Raw genomic sequence first — 17648 nt, 5'->3', positions numbered from 1 at the left:
TAGGGCAGCCGCACTTGTTGATGTAGAGCGGTCTGCCTGTAGGTACATACGTACAAGATCACGGGAAGCGGCCGCCGTGCGATGATCGAGGTGTGTTCGGTCATCAGGGCCTCGATCGCGCGCTTGTATTCGCTGCGGTCAGCCGCTCAGCTCGGTGCGGCGGGAGCGGGCCAGAGCCAGTCCGCCGAGGACCGCGCCGACCAGCCCAAGCACCAGGGCCAAGGCCGCCCCGAATACTCCGTTGCCGGTGCCTAGACCACCGTCGGCGACAGCCAGTTTCACCGCGCCGTTGAGCCCGCCGATCAGCCCCGCCGCCACAGCCACGATGGCTCCCCTCCTTCCGCCGTTGCCGATACGACGGACGGAGCGCAGCGCCAGCCAGCCGATGACCACGCTGCCCAGCGCCACCAGTGCGGCCACACTGGCCCAGATTCGCTCAGGGGTCCCGAGGAAAGTATCGACACCCTGGCCCGCGCATTCTGCCGGCGTCGTACAGACTGGCGAGGCCGCCTGTGCGGCAAGCACAAACAGGACGGACATTGAGCATCCTTTCGGTCGGATGATAGGCGTCGGTAGCGTGTGCAGCGCGGTGACTCGGCCTGTGCCGGCCGAGGTGCCGGTGACGAGCGCGAGCGCCTGGGAGGGGTTTCACGGAATCGATCAACGCGCCGTCGAGGCAGTCGCGGCCTCCGACAGCAGATGGCAGCATCTACGCAGTTCCGCGTAGACGACTCGCGCCTAGATACGTACCTTCACGACCGAGAGCGGACCTCTCACGCCGCGATAAAGATCGTTCTCAGCGCCGACGGCTGTCTGCTCACCAGCATTAACCCCGTTCCCCGGGCGTGCTCGCCTGTGCGGTGATCAGCTGGTTCGGGGGCGCGGTGGCGTGGCGGGAGCGGGCCAGAGCCAGCCCACCGAGAACCACGGCGATCAGCCCCACCACGAGGGCCACGAAGCCTCCGACTATCCCGTAGCCGGTGCCGGGACCTCCGTCGGCGGCGGCCACGACCAGCCCGCCGATGACCATGCCGGCCAGCCCCGCAGCCAGGGCCACGACGGCCCCCCTTCTCCCGGAGCCGGTGCCGATGCGACCGGCGGCGCGTGCCAGAGCCAGCCCGCCGATGACCACGCCGGCCAGCCCGAGCAGCGCGGCCACCGCGGACCACAGACGCCCGGCGGTCATGCTGTAGGCACTGACAGGGTCCGGCTGGGTCAAGACGTGCGCGGCCGCCGGTGTGGCAAGCCCGGCGATTGCGAGCGGGACGCTTACGGCGGCGGCAAGCAGGTGACGCACGGACATGTGGTGCTCCTTCCTTCCTACGACTGGATGTCGCCTGAGCATGTCCGCTGGACCCACCGCGGGTCGTCCCGCGTATGAGGGCAATGTGTGATGCCGCCGATGCGGCAGCCTGCTGCCGCGGACGCGGCAGGAGCGGCGGAGGTACTGCGGGTGCGGTAGCCGGCCGATCGTCCCCGCGCAGGAGTCGCTCGCGCGGGCGTACGGCTAGGGTGCGCGCATGGGTTCAGGACGGTTCGGTGTTCGATCCGGTGTTCGTGCTGGTGTCATCGACTGGGCGGTCGCCGGTTGTGTGGCTGCGGCGTTGCTGGTCACCGGGTTGTCCGGGCAGGCTGCGGGGGCGTGAGTCCGGCCCTCGGGGCGGCCTGGCGCGCGGTGCCGGGCTCGCCCCCGTGTGTCGTGCGGCGATTTCGGCGGGCTCGAGTCAGGATGGCTGGTGAGGTGCGCACTGCCCGGTACCTCCAGCGGACAGCCCCGCGGAAGCGGGGGGCTTGCCGAGGGCGGTCTATCCCGAGAGCTTCTCCGGTGCTCGGGGTAGGCCACCCCGGGGTCAGGGCCAAGGCGTTGTCGTCGTACCCGCGCCCCAACCTTCCCCGGCGGGAGCCGGCTCGCTCCACACCAGCCCTCGCCGACTGGCTGAGTGAAGGCGGCCTCCGCAACTGGCCGTTCCCACAGCACGGATACGACGGACCTCGCAGAGCGTAGTAGATCGCTACGGATCGGTAGGGCGTCCTCCTCCCGAAGGCGTCCCCAGCCCCAAAGTAGATCGATCGTTACAGGTCGCGGGGTGCGTGCCGGACATCACGGAGACTGGGGTTTCGGCACCGGAGGGCACGGACGGTCCAGGTCCCCGTCCGGGCATCGATATCGCAGACCCGGACGCCGAATACCTCGCCGATACGTGCCACCGTGCCGGCGGCGAAGATCACAACCTCTCCCCTCCCCGATAGTTGTTCGTGGAGCGTCTCCATGAGCGCATCGGCGAGCCGTTCAAGAGCCGCCCTGTCCGGCAGGTACAAGGCGCGAGGATCGTCCAGTTCATCCTCGGCGCTTGAACTCCTGCTGCCATCCGCGCACCTTGGCCGGATTGCGGTCGACGATGCCAAAGCGGCCGGCCTGCCCTCTGTGGAGCGGCTGCGCTCACCGGCGATCCGCCCGTGAACGATCCGATCGACCGGGAAGGTGTACTGGCACGGCGCCCACAGCAGCCACCCGGGAGAGATCATCACCCTGGCGGGGACCTGGGTTCAGGCCCCAAGATAGGTCCGACTTTGGGGAAGGATCCGGATGGCGTCGATCAAGGTGTTATGTGTCGCACTTGCCCTGCTGACCACCACCGCCTGCACCTCAGCTCCCCCCGAACCGGCCGCATCTCCGTCCCCTCCCGCCGCGATCGACCGACTCCCGCCTCCAGCGCCCGGCCGTCAACTCGGGCCCACGATGTACGGCCACGCCGACGCAGCCTCGGGCCTCGACATCGGCACGGTGAACGGCAGGCCCGTGGTCGTCACCGGCGGCGGCGACGGCCTCCTGCGCATCTGGGACCTCGCCACGCACGAGCTCGTCGGCGAGCCGCTCCCCACCGGGCAGGGCAACTTGTACGACGTGATGATCATGCGCAGGGACAACAAGGACGTCGCAGTGACGAACGGTGACACCCTCCGCGTCTGGGACCTCGGCGCGCGCCGCGCGCTGACCCCGCCCATGGACACCGAGGCCTTGCTCCCAAGGCTGCTGGCCGTCGGCGCGGTGGCCGGCACGCAGGTCGCTCTCACGGAGAACAGCGGCGGCGAGATCCAGCGCTGGAATCTGGCAACCGGACAGCCGCTCGGCGATCCGTTGAAGGGGTCGGGCAGGCTCCAGGCCGGTGCGATCGGGCGATCCGGTGACACGACCGTCGCGGTCACCGGGGAGGAGGATGGCGTCCTCCGCGCCTGGGACCTGACGACGGGCAAACCCCTGGCCACCGCCCGGACGGCATCGATCGAGTACATCCACGGCCTCGGCGTCGTCCAGGGTGTGGTGGTCATCACCGGGGCTGACGGCGGGATCGAGCGGTGGGACCTCGCCACCGGCGCGGTCAGCGTGCAGGCCAAGGATGGAGACTCGACGTCGGTCAGGGTGGACGAGCTCGACGGGAAGACGGTTCTGCTCGTCGGCGCGCATGGCACGCTCCAGATCGTCGACGCGGCCACCGGCAAGGCTGTCGGTCACGGGTGGGACAGCGACGACCTGCTCGACCACGTCGCCGCTGTCGGCCGCCTCGGCAGGAAGCGGGTCCTGGCCATCGGCGATATCAGCGGGACGGTGTCGATCTGGGACCTGCGCACGGGCAAGCAGCTCGGCCCGCCGATCGGCGCCTACGGCGGCCCGATCAGATCGATCGGCGCCACCCTGCTGCACGGAAAGCCCGTCGCCGTCACCGCGGGCGACGACGACACGGTCCGCGTCTGGGACCTCACCCGCCACCGGCAGCTCGGCGCGGCGATCGACTGCGCCTGCGTCGAACACGCGCCCATGGTGGTGACCACGCGCGGCGGGAAGCCCGTGGCGGTCATCGCCGACATCGACGGGGTGATCGTCCGAGACCTCGCCACGGGCAGGAAAGTCGACCAGGCCCCGATCCGGGTCTACGCCAGGGCCCGCATGTCGGCGGACGGTCCCGTCGTGGCTGCCATCACGCAGGAAGGCGAGGCCATGATCTGGGATCTGTCCGGGAAGGGCGGACGCAGGACACGGGAGGAGAGCGAGCAGGTCGACGCCGTGGCCGTCGGCCGCGGCCTGACGGCCACCGCTTCAGGCAGGCGGATCCAGCTGTCGAACCAGGCCACCGGTGAGCGGTACGGCCGGCCGATCACGAACGCGACCGAGATAGACGCCATGGCCATCGGCCAGGTCGGCGACAGGACCATCCTGTTCGCCAGGGGCCGCTACGCGCCCGAGTACGGCTACGTCCGCCTGTGGGATGTAGCCACCGGCAAGCCGTACGGCAATGCGCTCGCCCTCAGGACCACCACAATGGCGCTCGCGCGGGTGAAGTCCAGGACGGTGCTGGTGACAGGGCACGAGAACGGCACGGTAGCCGTGTGGGACCCGCTGACCATGCAGCCGCTCGTGCCACCGTTCAAAGGTCACACGGGCGAAGTCAACGGCGTCTCGGTGGTGACGGTGAAGGGCGGGTCGATCGTCGTCTCCGCCGGTGCGGACGGCAGCGTGCGCTCCTGGGACCTGTCCTGACTACCTGCACCAGTCCATCGGGCCTGTGTCCGGCAGGTAGCCGTCCGAATCGCGCGTAACGGAGTCGAGCCAGCGATCAGGCCGGCATCGCTGGGTGATCGAGCGGGCCATGTCCTGGCTGACGCCGCCGAAGGCTCACCATCCGCTACTGATCGTCCCGGTCGCCTCGGCCAGGAGGGTGTGGCGCAGCGGTAGCCCTGCCGCCGGAGGTCGTGGGAGGGGTCTCGCTCGTGGACGGCCACGTCGATCCCGGCCCTGCCCAGGCCGTTGGCCAGGGCCGGCCCGCCGAGGCCGGCCCCGATGACGATCACTCTCATCGCGACAGCCCGCCGAAGTCCGCGGCGCGCTCGTCGGCCCACGCCGACAGCGGCGTGGCGGGTGCCCCGGTGATCTCCTCGACTGTGGAGGTGGGGGCCGGAGGCGGGGCCGCTGCCATCGTGGCGTAGCCGGCGAGCAACTCCTCGACGAAGCCATCGGGGAAGCCGGGGTCGGCCAGCAGCCGGGCGCGTTCCTCCGCCGGCGACAGTTCCTGCCACCGCAGCGTGCGGCCGATCGCCTCGCCGATCACCCGCACCTGCTCGGCCTGGGTCAGCGCCTCGGGCCCGGTGAGGGTGTAGCGGCGTCCGGCATGCCCGGCCCCGGTCAAGGCGTGTACGGCCACCGCCGCGACGTCGTCCTCGTGGATCGGCACCGTCTCCAGCGAGCCGAAGGCCCCGCGTACGGTGTCACCAGCCTGGATCTGCTCCCTCCACCACAGGGTGTTGGCCATGAAGGTGCTGGGGCTCAGGACCGTCCATTCCATGCCCGACCGCTCGATCAGGCGCTCGACGGTGGCGTGCCAGCGGGCGACCGGGGTGGGCTGCTCCTCGGGGGCGAGTCCGGGGCGCGCGTCGCCGCCGGTCATGAAGACGACACGGCGGACGCCGCGCTTGAGCGCGTCCACGATGGGACTCGCCGGTTCCGCCGAGTGGAACGGCCACATCAGGAACGCCGCGTCAACGTCATCGAGGGCGCCGGGCGCCTCCAGATCAGGCGTGATCACTTCGATGCCGTGCGGCAGCTCGGCGCGCAGCGGGGTGCGGCTCGTGGCCCGTACGGCGGCGCCGCCCCAGGCGAGCCGCTCGGCCACCCGCCTGCCGACATTTCCGGTAGCGCCGAAGACCAGGTATGTGCTCATGCACCAACCATCGCGCCGACCCCGCATGTCATGCCGATCACGAGCCACAAAGCGGCGATAACGAGCATGAGATGATGAAATATGGTGAAAACCAGTGCCCTGGATGCGATCGATCACGCTCTCGTGCACGCGCTCCAGCTCGACGGCCGAGCCTCCTTCCGCACGATCGCCGACGTACTCGGCACCTCCGAACACACCGTCGCCCGCCGGTACCGCAGACTGCGCTCACATGGTCACCTGCGCGTGATCGGCCTGCTCAACGGCCCGCGCTTCGGGCACACCTCGTGGTCCGTACGCCTGGTGTGCACACCGGACGCGGCCGGCTCAGTGGCCGAGGCGCTCGCCCGCCGCGACGACACCGTCTGGGTCCGCCTGCTGTCCGGCGGCACGGAGATCGCCTGCGGCGTCCAGAGTGGCGGCGACCAGGATGGCGAGGCCTTGCTGCTGAAGAAACTGCCGCGAACTCCGCGCATCGTCGCCATGTCCGCCCACGCGACCCTGCACATGTTCGCCGGATGGCGCAGCCGGGTCGCCGTACTCTCCGACGAGCAGGCCGAGCGGCTCCGGCCGGCCCCGACGTCCGCGATGGAGATCTCCCTGAGCGGGCAGGATCATGCCCTGCTGCGCGTGCTGGCCCAGGACGGGCGGGCCGGGTACGCCGAGCTGGCGGCGGCGAGCGGATGGTCACAAACCACCGTGCGGCGCCGCCTCGACCAGCTGCGATCCAGCGGCGCCCTCAGGTTCGACGTCGAGATCCCTGCACAGGCCCTCGGCTACCACGCCGAGGCATGGCTGTGGATGAAGGTGGAACCGTCGGCCCTGGTCTCGGTCGGCACCGCGCTGGCCGCTCACCCCGAGGCCGATGTGGTGGCGGCCACCACCGGCCCGACCAACCTCATGGCCGGGGTGACCTGCCGCGACACTCAGGACCTCTACCGCTACCTCACCGAGAGGGTCGCGCCGCTCGACGGCGTGCGCGAGCTGGAGACCGCGCCCGTGATTCGTACGGTCAAGCGGGTGGGCACCCTCCTGTCCTGATGATCGCCCCGTGTCGCGGGGCGGGAGAGCCGCGAGAATCCGGTTCCGCGCCGTCGAAGCGTCCGGTGGCCGACATCATCCTCATGGGTCACTCGGCGACCGAGGCCGCGCTGTGGCGTGGCCCCAGGTAACGCCAGAAGAAGTCGTTGAGCACGGTGATCCGGTTCCGTCCGCCCAGCAGGTACGCGATGTGCACGAAGATCCACGCCAGCCAGGGGAACAGGCCGTGCATGGTCGTGCCGTTGCGCAGCTGTAGCACCGCGTCCGCGCGACCGACGATCGCCATGATGCCGGGGTCGCGGTAGGAGAACGGCTGGACGGGGCGGTCCTGCGCGGCGGCGAGGATCTGCCGGCCCACATGCCTGCCCATCTGGATGGCCGGCTGGGCGACCTGCGGCAGCGGCTGGGGAGGCAGCGCGAGGTCGCCGGCGACGAACACCTCCGGGTGGTCCGCCAGATTGAGAGCGTCGGTGACGACGACCCTGCCGCCCGTGCCCTGCGGCAGTCCGCAGTCGGCGACCTCCGCTGGCGCGGTGACGCCTGGCGCCCAGATGGTGACATCGCTGCGCAGGCGGGTGCCGTCGTCGAGGACGACGGCGTCCGGTTCGACCGCGGTGACAGTGCTGCCGAGCCTGAGGTCGACGCCGCGCTTGCGCAGCGCGTCGGCGGCGGCGTCGCGCAGGCGCGGCTTGTACGGCGCGAGCACGTAGTTGAACCGCTCGACCAGGGTGATGCTGGTCTGCTCGGGCTTGATCTCCGGGTGGGTGAGCGGGATGGTACGGCGGCACAGCTCGGCCAGGACCCCGGCCGTCTCGACGCCGGTGGGTCCGCCGCCCACGATGACGACGTGGGTGCTGGGGCGCTTGCCCTCGGCGGTCTCCTCCAGGCAGCGCTGCATCCGACCTCGCAGGGTGACCGCGTCGCGGACGGAGTACAGCGGCATGGCGTGCTCCTGCGCGCCTGCGATGCCGAGCCAGTTGGTGGTGACGCCGGTGGCGAGCACGAGGTAGTCGTAGTCGAGGGCGGTGCCGTCTGCGAGCTCCACCCGTTTGTCGTCGAGGTGCAGGCTGCTCAGCCTGGCCACACGGACGCGCACGCGGGGGTACTTACCGGCGAAGGCGCGCAGCGGGTATGCCACGTCCCCGGAGTTGATGCCTGCCGTGGCGACCTGGTAGAGCAGCGGCTGGAAGGTGGTGTACGGGCGGGGGTCGACAAGGGCGACGAGCGCGCCACCGCGAGCGAGCTCGCGGGCCGCGTTCAGCCCGGCGAAGCCCGCGCCCACGACCACGACGCGGGGCCTGGCCGGTCGCCTGGCCGGCTGGGGGCGCGCCTTCACCCGTTCCACGGATGACTTCACTGCGCTCTTCAATGGAGTCAACACACCGGCCATCACCGGCCTCCCTCCGCGATTCGCATCAGAGACGCAATTCGGCGCCGACGTAACGGGCGTCCAGGTCGTGACCGCCCCAGGCGGCCTGCACGTCGCGGAAGAACTCGTCCATCCGGAGCTGCCGACCCTCCTTGGGCACCCCTGAGCGTCATGCCCTCCGGCTCTTCGCACACACACCGGCCAGGTAAAGACTCATCGAGTACCCGGGTCCCGTCTCAGGCGCCACCGCAGTCGGCGTCCACCACTCCGTACGGCCGGCGCGCGGGCGCCACACCTGTATGCCGGGCACCAGCCCCATGCCTCTCGGCCGGCCGGACCGCCGACAACGCGCACATCGACGGTGAAGAGTGCGCCGGGAACGGGCACTCCGCTCATCGGCGGGGCGCCACACCGGATGCGGGGTGAGTCAGGACGCGGCCGACAGCACGAGCCTGATCGAGAAGTTCCGGTAGCCGAGCCGTTCGAAGCCCATGGCCATCGGGACGTCGGTGACGTCGGTGTCGGCGCCGATCCGCTGCGCGCCGGTCCCCGCGAGGAAGCGGGTGATCTCGGCGAGCAGGTCGTCGGAGTAGCCGAACATCTCAACGCCTCCCTTCTTCCGACATTTCAGGACGTGGACTGTAGCAGTGCGCGGCAGGTTCATCTCGATCCCCGCCGTGCAGGGATCCGGCGGTCGTCAGCGCCCGCTCGCGCCAGGCGTCCCTCCGCGGCCACCACCTTCTGGCCCTGCCGACCGGATGCGGCGGCGGTCCGCGTCAGTGGATTGCCGGAGGTGGCGGGCAGGCCCGCGGTGGCGCGTTCGGCGCACCCGGCCGGGATCCGCATGCCGGTTCGCCCGCGCGGCGGCTCCATTGACGTTCCCTGGGACGACCTAGGCGATACCTACGGTTTCGACGTGCTCCACAAGGAAACATTGCACCCAGTAACGCCTGACTACAATCTGTCACCATTGGAGCCTTGCCATGCCCAAAGCAGTCATCGTGACCCTGTCACTCGCCGCCGCCACGACGCTGCTGATCTTCGGTGTCGTCTCCTTCCGGCGTCCGGCCTCGGCCAGAGCCCGCAAGTGACCTGCCACACGCGCGGCCGGGCGGAGGTCCTCGCCACCCTGACGCAAGTTTGCGGCCGCAACCTGCACCAGGCGGTGCGGGTTCTGCGCACGCCGAGCACGGAGCTCTTTCGCTTCGTGGCCGCGAGCCTGCACCGCCCGGCCCGGGTCCTGCACGTGCGGACCCGTCTTCCCGACAGCCGGCACTCGCACAGTGACGTGCTCGCCGCCCTCCGGGCCGACCCGGCCATCACCGAGCAGCAACGCCAGGTGTTGATCGATGTCTACACCTCCTTCCGCAAGCAGGGCCAGGCCGCCCCGCCGCACCCCGACCGAACCTGACCCGCGTCTTCGCGGCCGCCGCGGAGGATCCTCTCCAGGAGGCGGCGGGGTCGCGCCGGACGAGGGCGGCATCCGGCAGTCGGTGCGCGCCGCGGGCGGCCGCCGTACGGCATGAAGGGGCGCTCTCCCGCCGTGGGAGAGCGCCCGGCCTAGAAGATGATCACCCCGGCGAGCGTCGCGGCCACCAGGCCGACGACGACGGGGACGAACGCCTTGCGCGCCAGGTCGAGCACCGGGACGCGAGCGAACCCCGCGACCGCCATGAGCGAGGACCAGGCGATGAGCACGCCGCCGCCCGACCAGACGCAGCCCATCTGGCCGATGGCCGCGAGCGTCGCCGGGTCCATCCCCGTGGTCGGCCCGAGCGCTCCTGACAGCGAGCCGGTCAGGGGAAGCCCGGCGAAACCCGAGCCGTCGAGCCCGGTGATCACGCCGATGACGAGAATGGCGAACGCGATGACGAACGAGTTGTGCGGGATGCCCGACTGCGCCGCGTTGACGAGGTCGAACAGGAAGTTCGGCGCCTTGGCGCCCTCCTCGAGCCCCATGATCTTGCCGGCGAAGGTGTCGCTGCCGATGAAGAAGAACCCGGCGATGGGCAGTACGACGCCCATGGCCTTGACCGCGAAGACCAGGCCGTCGACGACATGGGTCGCACAGGTCTCCAGGCTGCGCCTGCCGTCGGTGACGACGGTGGCGAGCAGGAGCAGCACCGCGGCGACCCCGCCGACCAGGGCGGCCGCCTGACCGCCGATCGTCTCGGGGATCAGGTCGGTGAACTTTCCCAGGAGCATGTACGCCACCAACCCGGCGAAGGTGAGGGGGACGACGACGGCGAAGGCCTTGGCCCGCCGGGCGAGACCCGGGAGGCCCGTGCCGCCGGCCGCCTCGCTCACCGGCCCGGCAGCCTCGCCGGCTCCGTGGGACGCGGCCGGACCGGGCACGTCCGAGGCCCCGGCCGGGCTCGGGGGCCCAGGGGAGCCCGGCGGTTCTGCCCCCCTGTCGGCCGCGATCTGGTCCGCCACCGCGACGGTCGCGACCGCGGGGGCCACGGCAGGGGCGACGGCGGCGGCTCCCGCGACGGACCCACCGGCGATGGCCGTCGGCGTGGCGGACCCGCCCTCCCAGGCCAGCAGGCTGTCCAGGCTCGGCGCCGTGATCGTCCTGCGGGTCGTCACGTACGCGAGGACCAGCGCGATCACGCCGACGATCAGCGACAGGACCAGCGCCCGGTCGGCCACCAGCCCTGCCGACGTCCCGGCCGCCTTGGCGGACAGGCCGGGGGCGACCTGCATGACGTAGTCGCTCGACAGGGCCATCCCCTGGCCCGCGATGGCGATCGCGAGGGCCGCGCCCAGCGGCGGCAGCCCGGCCCTGATCGCCACCGGCAGCAGGATCGCGCCGATCAGCGGTACGGCAGGCGTCGGCCAGAAGAACAGGCTGATGACGTAGGTGACGCCGGCGATGACCCAGTACGAGGCGTGGCCGTTGCGCATGATCGCCCGGAAGGGCTCGATCATCCGCTGGTCCGCGCCCAGCGCCCTGAGCGATCCGAGGAGCGCCGTCACCAGGGCGATGATGAGGAAGATGTTGAACAGTTCCGCCGCGGCGGTGAGGCTGGCCCCGAAAATCGACTGAAGTCCGGTGATGAGGTTCCCGGTGAAGGCCCAGGCGGTCAAGAACGTCGCCGCGACAGCGGGGATCACGATGTTCTTCCGCATGATCATCACAGCGATGATCACGACAATCCCGGCCAGGTACATCCAGTGAGCGGCACCGAGTTCCATGACACCTCTCTTTCGGTACGGCGTGCGCACCAGGCAGCGAGTAGATGCACAGAATGTGCTCGGTCTCCCGGGGGCGGGCAATGAGAAAACTGCACATTAAGCACCAGGTCGTTTGTGCAGCGTGCCAGCGTGCGTCCCGCTCCGGCTGATGGGCCGGCAGGGAAGACGCATGTGCACTGCGCCCAAGTTTCCCTGCGTATCCCCTGCACTTGGTCCATATCAGGGACGGAACTCCCCCACCGACACTGTCTGCCGTGTGCGGTTTCCTGCAGGAATGGAGCATCCCGCCCCGTGGCCCGGCGGTGGGCGCCGGCATGGTGGCGGCGAGCCACCCGGCGGTGGGCCTCGCGGGTGCGCGGGTGCTGGAACGCGGCGGCAACGCCGCCGACGCCGCCCTGGCGATGGCCGCGATGTGCTGGCCTGCCCTGCCCGGGCAGTGCGGCGTCGGTGGCGACGCCTTCGCGCTGCTGCGCCGCCCTGACGGCGAGGTGGTCTCCTACGGCGGTAGCGGCTTCGGCCCCGACGGCGGCCTGCCCTGCTTCTACCGCGAGCGCGGGCTGGCCGCGCTGCCGCTGGAAGGGCCGCTCGCCGTCGCCGTGCCGGGCGCGGTGGCGGCGCTCGCCGCCCTGCACGCGGCGGCGGCCACGCGCGACCTCGAGGAGCTGTGGGCGCCCGCCGTCGAGGCGGCCGAGCGGGGGCTGCCGTGCACGGCCAGGACCAGTGCCGACATCGCCGAGCACCAGGGAGCTCTCGCCCGCGACCCGGGGACGGCGGCGGTGTTCCTGCCGGGCGGGAGGCCGCCGCGTGCCGGCCGGCCGATCATCCAGCCCGAGCTGGCCGCGACCCTGCGCCGCCTCGCCGCCGACCCGGCCGGTTTCTACACCGGCGAGCCGGCCGAGCGCGCCGTGGCGGCGCTGTCGTCGGCGGGCGCCCCCTTCTCCGGCGAGGAGTGGGCCGCGTGCGGGCAGGCCCTGACCGGCCCGTCCATCGACGGGCGTTACGGAGGGTTCACCGTCCACCAGACGCCCCTGCCGACGCCAGGCTGGATGGTCCTCCAGCAGGCCGCACTGTGCGACGGCGTGCTCGCCCGCCTGCCGTGGCTCGGCGCGCAGGCGATCGGCTGGGCGGCCGGCGCGGCCGCGACGGCCTTCGCCGACCGGCTCGCCTCCTGCGGATCCGACGGTGACGGCTGGCGCGAGCTGCTCACCCCCGCATCCCTCGCCGCGCGCAGGGCGGCGCTGAGCACGGGACGGCCCCCCGTCGTGGCACGATCGCCGGTGCCCGGCGGGGGCGACACCACCTCGGTGGTCGCGGTCGACGCGAGCGGCATGGCGGTCAGCCTCATCCACTCCCTCGCCTTCACGTTCGGCGCGCGGATCACCGTCCCCGGCACCGGCGTCGTGCTCAACAACCGGCTGGGCCGCGGGGCGTACCTGCTGGACGGGCACCCGAACGAGGTGGCTCCGCGCCGCAGGCCGCTGCACACGCTGAACGCGTGGATGGTCACCGACGCGGCGGGCCGCCTGCGCCACGTGGGCAACACGCCCGGCGGCGACGGCCAGGTCCAGTGGAACGCGCAGCTGCTGTCCCACGTGCTCGACCATGGTGCCGACCCCGTGGAGGCGGTGTCGGCGCCGCGCTTCACGCTCTTCCCCGGCAGCGACGCCGACACCCTCGGCAGGCCCTGCGAGCTGCGCTGCGAGTCCCGCCTGGGCGATCGGGTGCTGGCCCGGCTCGGGGAGCTGGGGTACGACGTGCGCGTGACAGGGCCGTGGGGGGCGGGCGGCAGCGCGCTCGTCGTGACCGCCGACCACGCGTCGGGCGTCCTGTTCGGCGCCGCCGACCCGCGGCAGGACGGGGTGGCGCTCGGTGTCTGAGCCCCCGCCGGTGGAGCGGAGGTGGAGGTGGACGTGGAGGCGTCAGGAGCGGCGGAGAAGGCGGACGTGGAGGCGTCAGGAGCCCCGGGCGTCGGCCCAGCCGGTGGAGCGGCGGCGGAGGCGGACATGGGAGGCAGGCGACCCGCGGGCGTCGGCTGGTGGCGGCCCGTGACACGGAGGAGGAAGCGACGTGACGAGCACATCCGGGCTCAACCTGGTGGCCGGACAGTGGACGGCCGCCCACTCGGGGAAGGTCTTCTCGCGCAGGAACCCGGCCGACGACGACGACCTGGTCGGGGAGTTCCCCGAGTCGTCGATGGCGGACGTCGAGGCCGCGCTGCCCGCCCTGGCCGAGGGCGCCGCCGAGTGGGCCGCGGCCTCCGCCGACCGGCGGGCGGAGGTGCTGGGGAGGGCGGCAGGCCTCCTGGAAGAGCGGCGCGCCGAGCTGGCCGCCGAGCTGGTGCGCGAGGAGGGCAAGACGCTCGCCGAGGCGACGGCCGAGACCACCCGGACCTCACTCAACCTGCGCTTCTACGCGGGCGAGGCGCATCGCGTCGCGGGCGCCTCCTATCCCGCCGACGACGGCGGCCTGGTGTACACCTGGCGCGAGCCCGTCGGGGTGGTCGGCGCCATCACACCGTGGAACTTCCCGCTCACCATCCCGTCGCGCAAGATCGGGCCCGCGCTCGCGGCGGGCAACGCCGTCCTGTTCAAGCCCTCACCGGTCACCCCGCTCATGGCGCAGCGCCTGGTCGAGGCGCTTCTCGCGGCGGGGCTGCCGTCCAGGGCCGTCGCGCTGCTGCACGGCGGCGCCGCCGCCGGCGCCGCGGCGGCGGCCGACCCGCGCGTGGCCGCGGTGACCTTCACCGGCTCCACCACCGCGGGGCGGGCGGTGCACGCCCTGGTGGGTCCGTCCCGGCGGGCGCAGCTCGAGATGGGCGGCAAGAACCCGGTGGTGATACTGCAGGACGCCGACCTCGACCGCGCGGCCCGGATCATCGTCAAGGGCGCCTTCGGCCTCAGCGGCCAGGCCTGCACCGGCACCAGCCGCGTGATCGCCCTGCGCCAGGTGCACGACCCGCTCCTCGACCGCGTGGTGGAGCTCGCGGGGAAGCTGGCCGTCGGAGACGGCATGCGGCCGGGCGTCGACATGGGCCCGCTGGCCGCGGACTTCCAGCTCCGCAAGGTGCTCGACCACGTGCGCGTCGGCCAGGAGGAGGGGGCCGACCTGATGACCGGCGGGCACCGGCTCACCGGCGGCGGGCGGGAACGCGGCCTGTTCGTCGCGCCGGCCGTCTTCGCGGGGGTCTGCCCGGAGATGCGGCTCGCCCGCGAGGAGATCTTCGGCCCCGTGCTGGGGTTCCAGTGCGCCGCCGATTTCGAGGAGGCGCTGGAACTGGCCGCCGCCACCGAGTACGGCCTCGCCTCCGGCATCGTCACGCGCGATCTCGGCAAGGCGCTGGCCTTCGCCCGGCGCAGCCCGTCCGGCCTCGTGAAGGTCAATCAGCCGACCACGGGAACGGCGATGAACGTGCCCTTCGGAGGGCTCGGCGAGTCGAGCTCCCAGACATTCAAGGAGCAGGCGGGGCCGACCGCGATGCTTTTCTATCTCCGCGAGAAGAGCGTTTATCTTTCGCCACTCGACTGACGGTGCAGAGTGCACACGAATTCCGTTCGCCGCTGTGCCGGATAACCGTACGAAAAGAAATCGGAATTTCCTAGCCTGACCTCAGGAGAAGGGAGCGGTAAAATGCCGGAACTGCTGTCGCGCGACGAATTCCGCCAGGCGCTGAAGGACTCGATCAAGGGCCGGAAGGCGAAGGACGCGCCGTTCAGCCGGGCGTGGGCCGAGGGCCTGCTCAAGCGTGAGCACTTCGCCCGCTGGGCGGAGAACCACTACCACTACGTCGGGCCGTTCGCCGACTACCTGGCCTACGTCTACGCCAACACCCCCGACCGGTTCACCGGCGCCAAGGACTTCCTCCTGCAGAACATGTACGAGGAGGAGCTGGCCGACATCCGCCACACCGACCTGCTGATCCGGTTCGCCGAGGCGTGCGGGACGACCAGGGGGCGCATCGAGGACCCGGCCAACATGAACCCGGTCACGCGCGGCCTGCAGTCGTGGTGCTACGCCGTGGCCATGCGCGAGCACTTCGTCGTCGCCACGGCCGCGCTCGTCATCGGCCTGGAGTCGCAGGTGCCGAGCATCTACCGCAAGCAGATCGTCCCGCTGCGGGAGGTGTACGGGTTCACCGAGGACGAGATCGAGTTCTTCGACCTGCACATCACCTCGGACGAGGTGCACGGCGAGCGGGGCTACCAGATCGTCCTCGACCACGCCGACACCCCCGAGTTGCAGCAGCGCTGCCTGCTGCTGTGCCGGTGGGGCGCCGAGATGCGCTTCTCCTACACCGACGCGCTCTACAGCCACTACGTCAAGCCGGACCTCGCCGCGACGTGATGACGTCGAACCAGTGGGTCGAGGTGGGGACGCTGCCCGATCTCACGCGGCGCAGGCGCAAGCTCGTGACCGTCGGCGGCGAGCGGATCGGGCTGTTCCTGGTGGACGGCACCGTCTACGCCCTGCGCGACGTGTGCGTGCACAAGCAGCGATCGCTCACCAAGGGCACGATCCTGCACGGCCGAGTGATCTGCCCCGGTCACCAGTGGGCCTTCGACCCGCGCACCGGGCGGGCCGACGGGCAGGACGAGTGCCAGCCCACCTACGAGGTGCGGGTCGAGGACGGCACGGTCTACGTGGATCCGCGTCCGCGGACGCCGGCGATGGAGGAGAACCGGTGATCGGATCGGTCATCGTGGTGGGCGCGGGCCAGACGGCCGCGGTCGCCGCGCGCACGCTGCGCCGCCGCGGGTTCGACGGCGGCGTGCTCCTCATCGGCGAGGAGCACGCCCCGCCGTACCAGCGGCCGCCGCTGTCGAAGGAGTACCTGGCGGGCGAGGAGACCTCCGAGGGGCTGTGCCTGCTTCCCGAGCGCTGGTGCGCCGACAACGGCGTCGAGCTCCGCCTCGGCGTCCGGGTGGTGGCCGTGCGCGCGGCCGAACGGGCGGTGGAGCTGGCCGACGGTTCCGTGCTGCGCGCGGGGGCGCTGCTGGTCGCCACCGGTGGCAGGCCGCGCCGTCTGCCGGGATTCGAGGGCGAGCGGGTCAGGTACCTGCGGACCATGGGGGACGCGGACCGGCTCAGGGAGGATCTGCGGCCAGGCGCCAGGGTGGTGGTCGTCGGTGCCGGCTTCATCGGCTCAGAGGTGGCCTCGACCGCCCTGGCGCGGGGCGCGGACGTGACCGTGATCGAGCGCGCGGAGCGCCCGCTGGCGCACGTCCTCGGCGAGCGGATGGGCGGGGTGCTGGCGGCCCTGCAGCGCGCCTGCGGCGTCGACCTGCGCACCGGCGAGGCCGTGCGCGGGTACGCCGAGACGGGCCGGGCGGCCGTGGTGCTGACCGCCTCGGGCCGGGCCGTCGAGGGTGACGTGGTCGTGGTGGGCGTCGGGACAGTGCCCAACGTCGAGCCGCTCCAGGGCTCAGGCGTCGAGGTAGACGACGGCGTGCTGGTCGACGAGTACTGCCGTACGAGCGTCGAGGGCGTCTACGCCGCAGGGGACGTGGCCCGCCACCACCATCCGCCGACCGGCCGCAGGATCAGGGTCGAGCACTTCGACCACGCCAGCCTCCACGGCATGGCGGCCGCCAGGAGCATCCTCGGGCAGCGCAGCCCGTACAGCACGCCGCACTGGTTCTGGTCCGACCAGTTCGGCAGGAATCTGCAGTACACCGGTCACGCGAGCGACGGGGACGAGATCGTCGTGCGCGGTGACGTGGAGGGCTTCGACTTCGTCGCCTTCTACCTGGACAAGGGCGTGCTCCGGGCCGCCTTCGGGATCGACAGGGGCGGCGAGGTGGCGGCGGCGCGGCAGCTCATCGCGGCACGCGCCGAGCCCGACCCTGCGGCGCTGCGCGACGAGGACACCGACCTGACCGATCTGCTGTGAGGAGAGAGCCATGGACTACCGGCGCGTGGCCAGGTCGGGCCAGGTGCCCGAGGGCGTCGTACGGCGGTTCTTCCTGGACGGGGTGGAGATCGCGGTGGCCCGCTGGGCCGGCCGGGTCCACGCCATGTCCAACTACTGCACCCATCTCGACTGCCTGCTGTCGTCCGGCCACGCCACAGAGGACGGTCTGCTGTGCTCCTGTCACGGCAGCGTCTTCGACTACGAGTCGGGCGAGCCTGTCACACCTCCCGCGACCAGGCCGATCCACGTGTACCCGGCCAGGGAGGAGGGCGGCGAGATCCTCGTCCTGCTCCCTCCGGAGGCGGCGACGGCGGACGGCCCGAGGCGGCGGCGGCTCGACCACGGCAGGCGGGAGGCGACGGGCTGAGCCCGCGGCGCCGCCGTCGCGCCCCCTGCCGCCGCCCCCTGCCGCCGGGGCCCC

General features: G+C 71.7%; 16 protein-coding genes. 9 read left to right on the top strand and 7 right to left on the bottom strand.

Features of this window, described 5'->3' with window-relative positions; genetic code table 11:
• Positions 1–138: 138 nt before the first annotated feature.
• The 3 genes from AC3EO4_RS03550 to AC3EO4_RS03540 all read right to left on the bottom strand — a co-directional run bounded on the left by AC3EO4_RS03550 (position 139) and on the right by AC3EO4_RS03540 (position 2319).
• Positions 139–540, bottom strand: coding sequence for a DUF6223 family protein (locus AC3EO4_RS03550; protein ID WP_431893657.1), 402 nt, complete (start codon positions 538–540; stop codon positions 139–141).
• A gap of 286 nt (positions 541–826) precedes the next feature.
• A complete protein-coding gene (locus tag AC3EO4_RS03545) occupies positions 827–1303 on the bottom strand; it encodes a DUF6223 family protein (RefSeq protein ID WP_431893656.1) in 477 nt (158 codons plus the stop codon).
• A 770-nt stretch (positions 1304–2073) separates the two neighbouring features.
• Positions 2074–2319, bottom strand: a complete 246-nt coding sequence (locus tag AC3EO4_RS03540) for a hypothetical protein (protein WP_431893654.1) — start codon at positions 2317–2319, stop codon at positions 2074–2076.
• A 421-nt stretch (positions 2320–2740) separates the two neighbouring features.
• On the opposite strand from AC3EO4_RS03540, the gene AC3EO4_RS03535 reads away from it, so the two are divergent.
• A complete protein-coding gene (locus AC3EO4_RS03535; RefSeq protein WP_431893652.1) occupies positions 2741–4537 on the top strand; it encodes a WD40 repeat domain-containing protein in 1797 nt (598 codons plus the stop codon).
• Positions 4538–4850: 313 nt separating this feature from the next.
• On the opposite strand, the gene AC3EO4_RS03530 is transcribed toward AC3EO4_RS03535, so the two are convergent.
• The gene (locus AC3EO4_RS03530; protein WP_431893651.1) at positions 4851–5714 is read right to left on the bottom strand and encodes an NAD(P)H-binding protein; all 864 of its coding nucleotides are present in this window, start codon (positions 5712–5714) and stop codon (positions 4851–4853) included.
• 81 nt (positions 5715–5795) lie between these two features.
• Between AC3EO4_RS03530 and AC3EO4_RS03525 the strand changes: the two genes are divergently transcribed.
• Positions 5796–6752 (top strand): Lrp/AsnC family transcriptional regulator, encoded by a 957-nt coding sequence (locus AC3EO4_RS03525; RefSeq protein ID WP_431893649.1) that lies wholly within the window; start codon positions 5796–5798, stop codon positions 6750–6752.
• Between the two features lie 88 nt (positions 6753–6840).
• On the opposite strand, the gene AC3EO4_RS03520 is transcribed toward AC3EO4_RS03525, so the two are convergent.
• Both AC3EO4_RS03520 and AC3EO4_RS03515 read right to left on the bottom strand, forming a co-directional pair.
• Entirely contained in the window at positions 6841–8109 is a 1269-nt protein-coding gene (locus AC3EO4_RS03520) for an NAD(P)/FAD-dependent oxidoreductase (protein WP_431893646.1), read from the bottom strand.
• Positions 8110–8548: 439 nt separating this feature from the next.
• A complete protein-coding gene (locus AC3EO4_RS03515; protein ID WP_379578760.1) occupies positions 8549–8722 on the bottom strand; it encodes a hypothetical protein in 174 nt (57 codons plus the stop codon).
• A gap of 486 nt (positions 8723–9208) precedes the next feature.
• Between AC3EO4_RS03515 and AC3EO4_RS03510 the strand changes: the two genes are divergently transcribed.
• Entirely contained in the window at positions 9209–9532 is a 324-nt protein-coding gene (locus tag AC3EO4_RS03510; RefSeq protein ID WP_379578762.1) for a hypothetical protein, read from the top strand.
• 149 nt (positions 9533–9681) lie between these two features.
• Here AC3EO4_RS03510 and AC3EO4_RS03505 read toward each other — a convergent pair whose 3' ends face one another.
• Positions 9682–11319: a hypothetical protein gene (locus AC3EO4_RS03505; RefSeq protein WP_379578764.1), complete on the bottom strand. Its 1638-nt coding sequence runs from the start codon at positions 11317–11319 to the stop codon at positions 9682–9684.
• Positions 11320–11573: 254 nt separating this feature from the next.
• Here AC3EO4_RS03505 and AC3EO4_RS03500 point away from each other — a divergent pair, with 254 nt between their 5' ends.
• The 6 genes from AC3EO4_RS03500 to AC3EO4_RS03475 all read left to right on the top strand — a co-directional run bounded on the left by AC3EO4_RS03500 (position 11574) and on the right by AC3EO4_RS03475 (position 17594).
• Complete coding sequence (locus tag AC3EO4_RS03500) at positions 11574–13196, top strand: gamma-glutamyltransferase (protein ID WP_431893643.1); 1623 nt, start codon at positions 11574–11576, stop codon at positions 13194–13196.
• Between the two features lie 190 nt (positions 13197–13386).
• Positions 13387–14844, top strand: coding sequence for an aldehyde dehydrogenase family protein (locus AC3EO4_RS03495; protein ID WP_431893642.1), 1458 nt, complete (start codon positions 13387–13389; stop codon positions 14842–14844).
• A 102-nt stretch (positions 14845–14946) separates the two neighbouring features.
• Positions 14947–15660: an iron-containing redox enzyme family protein gene (locus tag AC3EO4_RS03490; RefSeq protein ID WP_379578770.1), complete on the top strand. Its 714-nt coding sequence runs from the start codon at positions 14947–14949 to the stop codon at positions 15658–15660.
• Positions 15660–16001 carry a Rieske (2Fe-2S) protein gene (locus AC3EO4_RS03485; RefSeq protein WP_379578772.1) on the top strand — a complete coding sequence of 114 codons (342 nt, stop codon included), beginning with the start codon at positions 15660–15662 and terminating at the stop codon, positions 15999–16001. Before AC3EO4_RS03490 ends, AC3EO4_RS03485 begins: the two co-directional genes overlap by 1 nt.
• Positions 15998–17206 carry an NAD(P)/FAD-dependent oxidoreductase gene (locus AC3EO4_RS03480; RefSeq protein WP_431893639.1) on the top strand — a complete coding sequence of 403 codons (1209 nt, stop codon included), beginning with the start codon at positions 15998–16000 and terminating at the stop codon, positions 17204–17206. The genes AC3EO4_RS03485 and AC3EO4_RS03480 overlap by 4 nt, the downstream gene beginning before the upstream one ends.
• A gap of 10 nt (positions 17207–17216) precedes the next feature.
• Positions 17217–17594: a Rieske (2Fe-2S) protein gene (locus AC3EO4_RS03475; RefSeq protein WP_379578775.1), complete on the top strand. Its 378-nt coding sequence runs from the start codon at positions 17217–17219 to the stop codon at positions 17592–17594.
• The last annotated feature ends 54 nt before the right edge of the window (positions 17595–17648 follow it).

It is taken from the genome of Nonomuraea sp. bgisy101, from assembly GCF_057708945.1.
Note: the sequence above shows the minus strand (reverse complement) of the source record. Positions and strands in the feature narration are given on the sequence as shown.